Genomic DNA, 12,036 nt, shown 5'->3' on the forward strand with positions numbered 1-12,036 from the left:
GGGGTATTTCGACACTGGTCGCTCCAATTTCCGCGCGCCCGCTTCGACCGTCGACGCCTTTTTCGATCATAATACCTGTTGACGTGTTTCTGTCTATTGTGGATAAAAGACAAATTGCTTGTGCGACCATTCGCACATGAAACGAAATCAGGAGTGCCGCTTTGTCCGCCCCGTCTTCAATCCTTCTCTCGCCGGAGGACAATGTCGCCGTAGCAACCTTTCCGATCGAGGCAGGGCAGCCGCTTCCGGGCGGCGCCACGGCCAAAGTACGGATCGAGCCCGGCCACAAGGTCGCGGTGCAGGCGATTGGAAGCGGAGAGCCGGTGATCAAATACGCCCAGGCGATCGGCCGCGCGACCAGCGACATCGGCGCCGGGGACCACGTGCATTCGCACAATCTCGCCTTCGACCAGGACCGTCTTGCGATCGGCGCCGCAGTTGCGCCCGAATCCGCGAGCGCCGCCGACAAGGCGCGGACCTTCCTTGGCTATCGCCGGGCCGACGGACGGGCGGCCACCCGCAACTATATCGGCATCGTCGCCAGCGTGAACTGTTCCACCACGGTCTGTCGCGCCATCGCCGACGAGGCCAACCGGCGAATTCTGCCACGATATGAGGGCATCGATGGCTTCGTACCGATCGTGCACGACCAGGGCTGCGGCATGTCGTCCACCGGCGATGGGATGAAGAACCTGCACCGGACGCTTGCCGGCTATGCCCGCCACGTCAATTTCGGCGGCGTGCTGATGGTCGGGCTCGGTTGCGAAGTCAACCAGTTGACGCTTTACGGCCAGAGCGGCTCCGGCGCGGAAAAACGCCACTTCAACATCCAAGAGGCGGGCGGGTCCCGCCGCTCGGTCGAGCGCGCGCTGGGCGTGCTCGATGAAATCGCCCAGGAAGTCGCAACGGCGCGGCGCGTGCCAATACCGGTCAGCGAGATCATCGTCGGTCTGCAATGCGGCGGCTCCGACGGGCTTTCGGGGGTCACGGCGAATCCCGCACTCGGTGCCGCGGTCGACATTCTCGCCGGTGCCGGCGGCACCGCGATCCTCTCGGAAACCTCGGAGATATACGGGGCCGAACATCTGTTGCGCAGCCGCGCGGTCAACGAAGACGTCGCGGCAAAGCTCGATGGCCTGATTTCCTGGTGGGAAAACTACGTTGCGCTGCACGGCGCCTCGCTCGACAACAATCCGTCGCCGGGCAACAAGCGCGGCGGCCTTACGACGATCCTCGAAAAGTCGCTCGGTGCAGTCGCGAAGGGCGGACGGTCACCGTTGACGGCTGTCTACAATTACGCCGAACGCGTAACCGAGCATGGGCTCGTGTTCATGGATACGCCGGGCTACGACCCGGTTTCGGCAACCGGCCAGGTCGCCGGTGGCGCCAACGTCATCGCGTTTACCACCGGGCGCGGCAGCTGCTTCGGCTGTCGCCCCGCGCCATCGATCAAGCTCACCAGCAACACGCCGCTTTATCGCGCCATGGAGGAAGACATGGACATCGATTGCGGTGTGATCGCTTCGGGAGAGGCGACCATCGCAGGGCTTGGCCGTGAAATCTTCGACCTGATCATCGATACCGCTTCCGGTCGCAAGACCAAGAGCGAACTGTTCGGGTACGGCGACAATGAATTCGTTCCCTGGCATCTGGGGGCTACGCTTTAGAGGGACAGACCCTCATCCGCCTGCCGGCACCTTCTTCCCGCATGCAGGGAGAAGGGACGATGCCGCAGCCGCTAAAGTCCCCTCTCCCCGCAAGCGGGGAGAGGGCCAAGGTGAGGGGCAAACCCCTCTGAGTTTAGAAACGCGCATCCTTGGAGGAGGAAACAAGGAATGCAGACCAGAAAGATCGGTCGGACCGACCTTGCGGTGACCGAGTACAGCTTCGGCGCGGCCGCGCTTGGCGGCCTCTATCGCGAATGCACGCGCGAAGCCGCAATGGGGACGCTGGATGCTGCCTGGGCCGCAGGCATCCGCTATTTCGACGTGGCGCCCTATTACGGGTTGGGACTGGCCGAGCGGCGCGTCGGCGATTTCCTGCAGGACAAGCCGCGCGACAGCTTCGTGCTCTCGACAAAGGTTGGCCGCCTGCTCCGCCCGGTGCCGGAAGGCGCGGTTCCCGACTATTCCTATGTCAAACCGCTGAATTTCGACGTCACCTTCGACTACAGCTATGACGCGATCATGCGGTCGGTCGAATTCAGCTACGCACGGCTCGGCCTCAATCGCATCGACATCCTTTATGTCCACGACATCGGCGTCTACACCCACGGTGCCGCGAAGAATGCCGTGCTCTTGCGGCAACTGATGGATTCCGGCCTGAAGGCGCTGGAGGAGCTGAAAACGGCCGGTGTCATTTCGGCCTACGGCCTCGGCATCAATGAAGTGCCGGTCTGCCTCGAGGTCATGCGGCGGGCCGATATCGACTGCATCCTCTTGGCCGGGCGCTACACGCTTCTCGACCGCTCGGCGGTCGCCGAGTTACTTCCCCTTTGCGAGAAGAAGGGGACATCGCTCGTCGTTGGCGGCGTGTTCAATTCCGGCATTCTCGCCACCGGCCCGGTGGAGGGAGCCCATTTCGACTACATGCCGGCGAGCGAAGACGTGCGGACGCGGGTTGCGGCGATGGAAAAGATCGCGCGCGACCGCGGGATGCCGCTTGCCGCTCCCGCGCTCCAGTTCCCGCTTGCCAACCGCCAGGTTGCCTCGGTCCTGCTCGGTACGGCGAAGCCTTCGAGCCTCGAGCGCAATATGGAACTCACCCGACGGAAGATCGCTACGGAAGACTTTGCTGCTTTCGAACCCTACACCCTCGTCGCGCCCGAACTCGGGCTCGAGGCGGTGAGGGCCTGATGTGTGACGCCGCGTTGGCTGGATGTCGGCGCGGCGGCCAAGAAGGGACAGCGGCACGCCGGTGGCCCGTCTAAGAATGCCTATGAAAACATGTTGTTGCGTCTGGGAGGAACGCAATGAATGGAACCCGGCGTTACGGCTTGCCATTTCAAATTCACTGCGCTAGCGTACAATCTGTTTTTTATAGATAAAAGATCGATCCGTAGGCACCTTGCGGATCGCATCCAATAACGGAACAGGTGTATTTGAGAGGAGAAACCCAATGAGCATCACAAAGCACATTCTATCCCGCCGTGCCTTTACGGCACTTGCCGGTGCCGCTTTCCTTGCAACGATGGCGCCCGTCGCGTCATTCGCGCAGGACGTCACGATCCCGATCATCGTCAAGGATACCACGTCCTTCTATTGGCAGATCGTTCTCGCGGGTGCGCGCGCGGCCGGTAAGGACCTCGGCGTGAATGTGCCGGAGCTTGGCGCCCAGTCTGAATCGGACATCAACGGCCAGATCAGCATTCTCGAAAATGCCGTTGCCGGCTCGCCGGCTGCAGTCGTGATCTCGCCGACGGAGTTCAAAGCCCTCGGCAAGCCGATCGACGAGGCCGCAAAAGCTGTTCCGATCATCGGCATCGACTCGGCCGCTGACTCAAAGGCCTTCACCTCGTTCCTGACGACCGACAACGTCCAGGGCGGTCGCATTGCCGCTGATGGCCTTGCTGCCGCAATCAAGGAGGCGACCGGTAAGGAGGAAGGCGAAATCGCCATCATCACCAGCCTGCCGGGCGTCGGCTCGCTCGACCAGCGCCGTGACGGCTTCCTTGACCAGATCAAGACCAAGTATCCGGGCTTCAAGGTCGTTGCCGACAAATATGCCGATGGTCAGGCGACCACCGGTCTCAACATGATGACTGACCTCATCACCGCCAACCCGAACCTCGTCGGCGTCTTCGCCTCCAACCTGATCATGGCGCAGGGCGTCGGCCAGGCGATTGCCGAAAACAAGCTCGGCGACAAGATCAAGGTGATCGGCTTCGACAGCGACGAAAAGACCGTCGGCTTCCTCAAGGAAGGCGTTTTGGCCGGGCTCGTCGTGCAGGACCCCTACCGCATGGGTTATGATGGCGTGAAGACGGCGCTTGCGGTCTCGAAGGGCGAGAAGGTCGAAGCGAATGTCGATACCGGCGCGAACCTCGTCACCAAGGCGAACATGGCCGAGCCGAAAATCGATGCGCTCCTGAACCCGAAGGTAAACTAGACCCGGGGCAGGCGACGGCGGGTTCGAGGGCGCCGTCGCCGTCCGGGTTGGCGCATAACCCCGGGAAGCGATTTTCGGGGTTATGCGCGGATGGGCGTTGCTGCGGAGCGCGGACCTTGACGCGAAGGTGCTGCCTGAGGAGGGCATTCTCATGATTGGACTTCAAGAGGTCGGCCATAGACACGAGCTCAGAACGCCCGTCGGCCACCCCGTTCCCAAGGGTGAGCCGATCCTCGAGTTGCACAGTCTGCGGAAGAACTACGGCGCCGTGGAAGCGCTGAAGCCCGCGACCATGACATTCCTCTCGGGCGAGGTGCATGCAATCGTCGGCGAAAACGGCGCCGGCAAATCTACGCTGATCAAATTGCTGACGGGGGTGATCACCCGAACCGCGGGCGATATCCTCTGGTGCGGCGAGCCGGTTCAGCTCGCGACCCCCAACGAGGCGATTTCGCGCGGCATCAACGCCGTCCATCAGGAAGTCGTGCTCTGCCCGCATCTTTCCGTCGCGGCCAACATGTTCCTCGGTGATGAGATGAACAAGCGCGGCCTGATGCGCAAGCGCGCAATGACCGATGCGGCGCAAGGCGTGCTCGACGATCTCGGTTTCAACCTGCCCGCAAGCGCGGTGCTCGGAAGCCTGACGATCGGCCAGCAGCAGCTGGTCGCCACGGCGCGGGCGGCGATGCGCGGCACCCAGTTCCTGATCTTCGACGAGCCCACGGCCTATCTCACGCGCCAGGAATCCGAGCAACTGTTCCGCCTCATTCGCCGGCTGCAGGGCGAAGGCGTCACGATCGTCTATATCAGCCACCGCCTGGAGGAGGTGTTCGAGCTTGCCGACCGGGTCTCCGTCCTGCGCGACGGCACCCACGTCGGCACCCGCGCGATCGACGAGACGAACGAGGCCGAGCTGATCGCGCTGATGATCAATCGCACGATCGAACAGATCTATCACAAGGAGCACTTTACCGCCGGCGAGACGCTCGTTGAAACGCGCGGGCTGAGCGGTCCGGGCTTTGCCGACGTGTCGCTGACGGTCCGGGCCGGCGAGATCGTCGGCCTCTATGGCCTGATCGGCGCCGGCCGCAGCGAATTTGCACTCGGCCTTTACGGCCGCCATCGGCTGAGCGCCGGGGAGGTCTTCTGGCAGGGGAGCAAGGTCGAGATCGACAGCGAGCGAAAGGCGATGGAGCTCGGGATCGCGCTTGCGCCGGAGAGCCGCCGCGATCAGGGGCTCTGCCTCAACCTGCCGATCGGCCTTAACATCAACTTGCCGGTTTTCCGCAAGCTGACGCGCGGACTGACGATCAACCGTGCCGAGGAGGCGGCGAACGCCGACCGCCAGATCCGCGATCTGAAGATCAAGACGCCGTCGCGCCGGGTGCTTGCGTCCGCCATGTCCGGCGGCAACCAGCAGAAGATCGTCATCGGAAAGTGGCTGAGCCACGGGGCGAAACTGTTCATCTTCGATGAACCGACCGTCGGCGTCGATGTCGGCACCAAGGCCGAAATCTACCGGCTTTTCGCGCGGCTCCTGGAGAAGGGGGCGGGCATCATCCTGATTTCGTCCTACTTGCCGGAGGTCTACGAACTGTCGGACCGGCTGCACGTCTTCCGGCAGGGGCGGCTTGTGGGAAGCCACGGCTACCGCACGGCCAGCCATGAAGAGGTGCTGGCGCAGGCGATCGGCGCGTGACCGCAAGAAACAAGGCATAAGGGACTGCAGGGAGGAACGACATGAGTGTGGAAACGGTTGAAAGCAGCACGGGGCCGACGCCGAGGAAAGGGATCAGCATCCTGTTCGGCCTGACGCTGCTCGGGCTCCTGCTCTTCCTCTGGCTGCTCCTCGGCTTCGCGACCAACAGCTTCTGGACGCCGAACAACATCAGCAACCTCTTGCGCCAGGGCGCGATGACGGCGATCCTCGCCGTCGGCCAGACCTTCGTGATCATCACCGCGGGCATCGATCTCTCGGTTGGCGCGGTGGTCGGCTTCACCAGCGTCATCGTGGCATGGCTGCTCGCCGCCGGCGTTCCGCTATGGCTCGCCCTCATCGCGACCTTGGCGATCGGCGTCCTGATCGGCGCCTTTCACGCCTTCGGTATCGTCCGCATGGGCCTGCCGGCCTTCATCATCACGCTGGCGACGCTGACCTCACTGCGCGGCATCGGTCTGCTCATCACCAACGGTTCGACGATATCGATCAGCAACGAGGCTTTCACCAATTTCTCGCGGGCCGATTTCCTCGGTGTGCCGAGCCTGTTCTGGATGGTGATCGTCGTCGCCGTGCCGGCCTATATCTTCCTGCACTTGAGCCGTTTCGGCCGCTATCTGTTTGCCGTCGGCTCGAACGCCGAGGCGGCGCGCCTTTCCGGCGTCAACGTCAACCGGACGACCTATCTCGCCTACATCCTGTCATCGACCTGCGCCGCCTTTGTCGGCCTGCTGCTTGCCTCGCGCATCGGCATCGGCAACGCCACGCAGGCAGAAGGCTGGGAACTGCAAGCGATCGCCTCGTCGGTGATCGGCGGCACGAGCCTGTTCGGTGCCGTCGGTTCGGTCCACGGTCCGCTGCTCGGCGCCTTCATTCTGGCGACCATCAACAACGGCGCCAATCTTTTGAACGTCAATTCCTTCTGGCAACGCATCATCACCGGGCTGCTCATCATCGTCATCGTCTACTTCGACCAGCTCCGGCGGCGGGGCGAGCGATGACCGGGGTTGACGGTATGAAGGCCGTCCTCTGCCCGGAGCCGGGCCGCCTCGAGATCGTCGACCGCAGCCGGCCCGCGGCGCCGGCCGCCGGCTGGGTGCGCCTTGCCGTCAGCCATGTCGGGATCTGCGGCACCGACTATCATATCTTCGAAGGCAAGCATCCCTTCCTGGAATATCCCCGCGTGATGGGGCACGAAATCTCGGCAAAGGTGATCGAAGCGGGACCTGAAACGTCGCTCGCGCCCGGGACGCTGGTGGTGGTCAATCCCTATCTCTCCTGCGGAAGCTGTGTCGCCTGCCGAAGCGGAAAGCCGAATTGCTGCACGGCGATCCGTGTCCTCGGCGTGCACACCGACGGTGCTTTCTGCGAGGAGATCACCATGCCGGAAGGAAATCTCTATCCGGCTCAGGATCTCTCGCCCGAAGCCGCCGCTACGGTCGAGTTCCTGGCGATCGGCGCCCATGCCGTCCGCCGGTCGACGGCGGCGCCCGGTGCCCGTTCGCTGGTCATCGGTGCCGGCCCGATCGGCCTCGGGACGGCGCTTTTTTCCCGCATTGCCGGGCACGACGTGACCCTCCTCGACACGAGCGCGGAACGACTGGCCTTTGCCCGCGACAGGCTCGGCTTCCCGCACGGCGTCGTGGCCGATCGCGACACGGAACGTGCAATCGCTGAGGCGACGAATGGCGATGGCTTTGATGTCGTCTTCGACGCGACGGGCAACACAACGTCGATGGAGCGGTCGTTCGCCTACGTCGCCCATGGCGGAACGCTGGTCTTCGTCAGCGTGGTCAAGGACGATATCCGTTTCTCCGATCCGGAATTCCACAAGCGCGAGATGACGCTGGTCGCCAGCCGCAATGCGACACGGGCTGATTTCGATCATGTCATCGCGTCGATCCGTGACGGTCTGGTTCCGGTCGACGCGCTGATCACCCATCGCACGACACTCGCTGAGGCGGTGAACGACCTGCCACGCTGGGCGCACGAAAAAGGCGGCCTCGTCAAGGCCGTAATCACAGTGGGTGCCGCATGACCCTCATCGATGCTCACCAGCACTATTGGACGCTCGGCCTTGGCCATAACGACTGGCCGGAGCCGGATCTCGCGCCGATCTACCGCGATTTCGGGCCGGAGGACCTCAAGCCTAATCTGGCAGCCTCAGGAATTTCGCGGACCGTTCTCGTCCAGGCCGCTCCGAACGTGAGGGAAACCGAGTTCCTGCTTTCGGTCGCCGAGCGGGAGAAGAGTGTGGCGGCGGTGGTCGGCTGGGTCAATATATTGGCGACCGATGCCGTTTCAGAAATCAGGCGCCTGAAGACCAACCCCAAACTCAAGGGCATCCGCCCGATGCTGCAGGCCATTGCGGAAACCGCCTGGATCCTGCAGCCGCCGGCGATCGCCACGCTGCAGGCCCTGCCTGGACTCGATATGCGGTTCGACGCCCTGATCCAGCCGCGGCATCTGCCGGTCATTGCCGCCCTTGCCGATCAGGTGCCGGAGCTGGCGATCGTCGTCGACCATGGTGCCAAGCCTTTCATCGCGGCCGGAAAGCTGGAGCCGTGGCGGTCCGACATGGCCGCACTCGCCCGCCGCCCGAACGTCCACGTCAAGCTCTCCGGGCTTGTGACCGAGGCGGGCGGCGGCTGGTCGGTCGAGAGGCTCAAGCCTTACGCCGCGCATCTCCTCGATGTCTTTGGAGCAGATCGTGTGATGTTCGGCAGCGACTGGCCGGTCGTCTTGCTCGACGCCGACTATGGCGCATGGTTTGCTGCAGCACAGGAACTGACGGCGCATCTCACATCCCTGGAACGGGAGAATGTTTTCTCGCGGACGGCCGCCCGCTTTTACGGAATTTCCGGCTAAGGATTTGCCTTGCCCGGCTTACTTCACTGCCGTGCGTCCGGCCGGATGCGCCGAAAGTCGCTGTAGTACTTTGAATTGCTTCATGCTTTTGTCCTGAAATCAGGAAGCAGACAAGGATGGCATTGCGCAAGCGAACGGGCGCAGCGTTCGGAAATCCAGTAACATTTTACGGAGAGACCTTGTACCGGGGCGGAAAGGACATCATTGTTGCACCGCACAAGAAACATGGTAGTCTGCCAGCGATTGCGGACACCAAGACAAACAATCGCAAGCTTGCGTCCGACTGGGAGCGGCGTTGTCGTTGATTTGAAACAAGGGGTACGCGTCCCATGTTCTACCAGCTTTACGAATTGAACCATGCCATGATGGCGCCGTGGCGCACCGCCGCGGATGCCCTGCGGCTTGCCTTCAACAATCCGATGAATCCGGTCTCGCACACCTATTTCGGTCGTGCCACCGCTGCGGGATTGGAGGTTTTCGAGCGCGCCACACGCCGTTACGGCAAGCCGGAATTCGGCCTTGCCGAAACCATCGTCGACGGTGAGACGGTGGCCGTGCGGGAGAAGATCGTCTGGCGTGAGCCTTTCTGCAATCTCATCCACTTCGAGCGCTCCCTTCCGAAAGGAAGAGCGCCGGATCACAAGGTGCTGATGGTGGCGCCGATGTCCGGGCACTACGCGACGCTGCTGCGCGGCACCGTCGAGGCGCTGCTGCCGCATGCCGATGTCTACATCACCGATTGGATCGACGCGCGGATGGTGCCTCTCGCCGAAGGTACGTTCGATCTCGACGACTACATCGACTACGTCGTCCAGATGGTGCACTTCCTCGGCCCCGATACCCATGTGATCGGCGTCTGTCAGCCGGCGGTGCCGGTCCTGGCTGCGGTCTCGCTGATGGAAGCGGCGGAAGATCCGCTCGCACCGGCGTCGATGACGCTGATGGGCGGGCCGATCGACACGCGCATCAATCCCACGGCCGTCAATCAACTGGCGAAAGAGCGGCCGATCGAATGGTTCCGTGACAATGTCATCATGCCCGTGCCGTGGCCGCAGCCGGGTTTCATGCGCATGGTCTATCCGGGTTTCCTGCAGCTCTCCGGCTTCATGTCGATGAATCTCGATCGGCACCTGATCGCCCACAAGGAATTCTTCGCCCATCTCGTCAAGAACGACGGTGATGCGGCCGACAAACACCGCGATTTCTATGACGAATACCTGGCGGTCATGGATCTGACGGCAGAATTCTACCTGCAGACGGTGCAGGTCGTGTTCATGCAGCATGCCTTGCCGAAGGGCGAGATGATGCACCGCGGGCGGCGCGTCGACCCTTCGGCGATCCGCAAGGTGGCGCTCCTGACCGTCGAGGGCGAAAACGACGACATTTCCGGCGTCGGCCAGACGAAGGCCGCGCAGACGATCTGCACCAACATCCCGGAACACATGCGTCAGCATTACATGCAACCGGATGTCGGCCATTACGGCGTCTTCAACGGATCGCGTTTCCGCCGCGAGATCGCGCCGCGCATCGTCGCTTTCCAGCGCGAGCATGCGCGTCGCGCCTCGCCGGTCAAGCAGCTCATCAAGGGCGGAAAGTCAGCCTGACAGGAAAGGCTCGATTGAAGCGGTCGTTTTGACTGAGCAGAGTCAAGACTTTGTTCGATTCCGACATGGAAAGTCTTGCAGAGGCGGCGGGCCTTTCCCACATCGTTTTCATCGGGTCGCGATTGTCGCGGCCCGCTGATTGCGAGGAATCGTGAAGATGAACCAATCTGCATTGATCCGTCCGGACTGGACGCCCGCGACCATTGCATTGATGGTGCTCGGCTTCGTTGTGTTCTGGCCGCTTGGCCTGGCAATGCTCGCTTATATCCTCTTCGGCGAAAAGCTGAGGGCGTTCAAGAGGGACGCCAACGGCAGTGTGGATCGCATGTGCGCCGGCTTCCGGCGCAACCATCGCCAGCACTGGGCGCATCATCGCACCGGCAACGTCGCGTTTGACGACTGGCGCGAGGCGGAGCTTGCCCGCCTCGACGAAGAGCGCCGCAAACTGGACGAAATGCGCGAGGAATTCGACGCCTATGTGCGTGAACTTCGCCGCGCCAAGGATCAGGAAGAGTTCGACCGCTTCATGCGCGAGCGCAAGAACGGCGGCCCTTCGCCGTCCGCCGGTCCTGAGACGAACTGAACCGAAAGTACCTATCCGGCGTTTCATGTGAAACGCCGGATATGCATGCCTATGTCGCGAATGATCCGCGAATCGGATAGAAAGGCGCCATGTTTCCCTCTCTCAAGCGGCGCCGCCACAATGGAACCCCTGCCGATATTACGCGCGATATCGAGGTTGCCGGCAAGCTCCTGCCGCTGACCATTCGACAGAACGCCCGTGCAACACGCATGACGCTTCGTATCGAGCCGGGCGGCCGGGCGCTGAAGCTGACCGTGCCAGAAGGCCTGCCGGAGCGCGAAGTCCAGTCCTTTCTGAACCGTCATCAGGGTTGGCTGATGACCAAACTGGCGCGGTTTTCCGGTGAAAGCGAACTCGAGGAGGGCGGCTCGATCCTGATCCGCGGCGTTGCCCACCGCATCGAGCGAACGGGTCGGATCCGCGGCCTGACCGAGGCCGTAGTGCTCGGCGAGGAGAGCATCTTGCGGGTGAGCGGCGGCGAAGAACATTTGCGCCGACGGGTTGCCGACTTTTTGAAGAAGGAAGCGCGCAGCGATCTCGAACGGCTCGTGGCGGTCTATACCGGCAGGATAGGGCGCCGGGCGCGTTCCTTGAGCCTCAAGGACACGCGCAGCCGCTGGGGCTCCTGTTCCGTCGATGGCGACTTGAGCTTTTCCTGGCGGATTGCCATGGCGCCGCCAAAAGTCATCGCCTATCTCGCGGCGCACGAGGTCGCCCATCTTCAGGAGATGAACCACGGCCCGGATTTCTGGGCGCTCTGCGAAAAACTGTGCCCCGACACGCGCGACGCCAAGCACTGGCTGAAGCGCAACGGCACGATGCTGCACGCCATAGATTTTGGCTGAAGTAATTCCAGGAGAGCGGCGTCACCGTTTCCGTCTGCTGTTTCGAAGGGTCAGGCGCGATATCGGGCGTCGAGCGCTGCCTTGATCTTTTGGTCCGTCTTGTACTGGCTGAGCGCGTAGACCGACCAGATCGCCGCCGGAATCCAGCCGATCAGTGTAAGCTGCAGAATGCGGCAGATGATGCCGGCAAAGGGCCGGCCGATCGTGAAGAACTGCAGCCAGGGCAAGATAAGAGCAATCAGCAGACGCATGGTTCCTTCTCCGTTGTGGTATAATGCATATGGTGAGAAGCTGGCCGTCCCGCAACGTTGC

At 62.6% G+C, this 12,036-nt stretch carries 11 protein-coding genes; 10 read left to right on the top strand and 1 reads right to left on the bottom strand.

The window, feature by feature from the left end; all coding sequences use genetic code 11:
* The first annotated feature begins 161 nt into the window (after positions 1-161).
* From QA637_RS16790 to QA637_RS16835, 10 genes are all read left to right on the top strand, one after another.
* Positions 162-1,667 (top strand): UxaA family hydrolase, encoded by a 1,506-nt coding sequence (locus QA637_RS16790; protein ID WP_153440589.1) that lies wholly within the window; start codon positions 162-164, stop codon positions 1,665-1,667.
* Between the two features lie 168 nt (positions 1,668-1,835).
* On the top strand, positions 1,836-2,855 hold the full coding sequence (locus QA637_RS16795) for an aldo/keto reductase (RefSeq protein ID WP_153440588.1): 1,020 nt from the start codon (positions 1,836-1,838) through the stop codon (positions 2,853-2,855).
* 262 nt (positions 2,856-3,117) lie between these two features.
* Positions 3,118-4,107: an ABC transporter substrate-binding protein gene (locus QA637_RS16800; protein WP_153440587.1), complete on the top strand. Its 990-nt coding sequence runs from the start codon at positions 3,118-3,120 to the stop codon at positions 4,105-4,107.
* A gap of 151 nt (positions 4,108-4,258) precedes the next feature.
* The gene (locus QA637_RS16805) at positions 4,259-5,806 is read left to right on the top strand and encodes a sugar ABC transporter ATP-binding protein (protein ID WP_153440586.1); all 1,548 of its coding nucleotides are present in this window, start codon (positions 4,259-4,261) and stop codon (positions 5,804-5,806) included.
* A gap of 41 nt (positions 5,807-5,847) precedes the next feature.
* Positions 5,848-6,825 carry an ABC transporter permease gene (locus QA637_RS16810; RefSeq protein WP_153440585.1) on the top strand — a complete coding sequence of 326 codons (978 nt, stop codon included), beginning with the start codon at positions 5,848-5,850 and terminating at the stop codon, positions 6,823-6,825.
* A 14-nt stretch (positions 6,826-6,839) separates the two neighbouring features.
* Positions 6,840-7,862, top strand: coding sequence for a zinc-binding alcohol dehydrogenase family protein (locus QA637_RS16815; RefSeq protein ID WP_153440636.1), 1,023 nt, complete (start codon positions 6,840-6,842; stop codon positions 7,860-7,862).
* Complete coding sequence (locus tag QA637_RS16820; RefSeq protein WP_153440584.1) at positions 7,859-8,692, top strand: amidohydrolase family protein; 834 nt, start codon at positions 7,859-7,861, stop codon at positions 8,690-8,692. The genes QA637_RS16815 and QA637_RS16820 overlap by 4 nt, the downstream gene beginning before the upstream one ends.
* Before the next feature lie 329 nt (positions 8,693-9,021).
* The gene (phaZ, locus tag QA637_RS16825; protein WP_153440583.1) at positions 9,022-10,296 is read left to right on the top strand and encodes a polyhydroxyalkanoate depolymerase; all 1,275 of its coding nucleotides are present in this window, start codon (positions 9,022-9,024) and stop codon (positions 10,294-10,296) included.
* A gap of 157 nt (positions 10,297-10,453) precedes the next feature.
* Positions 10,454-10,879 (top strand): DUF2852 domain-containing protein, encoded by a 426-nt coding sequence (locus QA637_RS16830; RefSeq protein ID WP_153440582.1) that lies wholly within the window; start codon positions 10,454-10,456, stop codon positions 10,877-10,879.
* 89 nt (positions 10,880-10,968) lie between these two features.
* On the top strand, positions 10,969-11,724 hold the full coding sequence (locus tag QA637_RS16835; RefSeq protein WP_153440581.1) for a M48 family metallopeptidase: 756 nt from the start codon (positions 10,969-10,971) through the stop codon (positions 11,722-11,724).
* A 50-nt stretch (positions 11,725-11,774) separates the two neighbouring features.
* Here the strand turns inward: QA637_RS16835 and QA637_RS16840 are convergent, their stop codons facing one another.
* The gene (locus QA637_RS16840; RefSeq protein WP_283062398.1) at positions 11,775-11,975 is read right to left on the bottom strand and encodes a YqaE/Pmp3 family membrane protein; all 201 of its coding nucleotides are present in this window, start codon (positions 11,973-11,975) and stop codon (positions 11,775-11,777) included.
* Between the last annotated feature and the right edge of the window lie 61 nt (positions 11,976-12,036).

Origin of the sequence: Sinorhizobium terangae, assembly GCF_029714365.1 — a bacterium.
GTDB lineage: Bacteria > Pseudomonadota > Alphaproteobacteria > Rhizobiales > Rhizobiaceae > Sinorhizobium > Sinorhizobium terangae.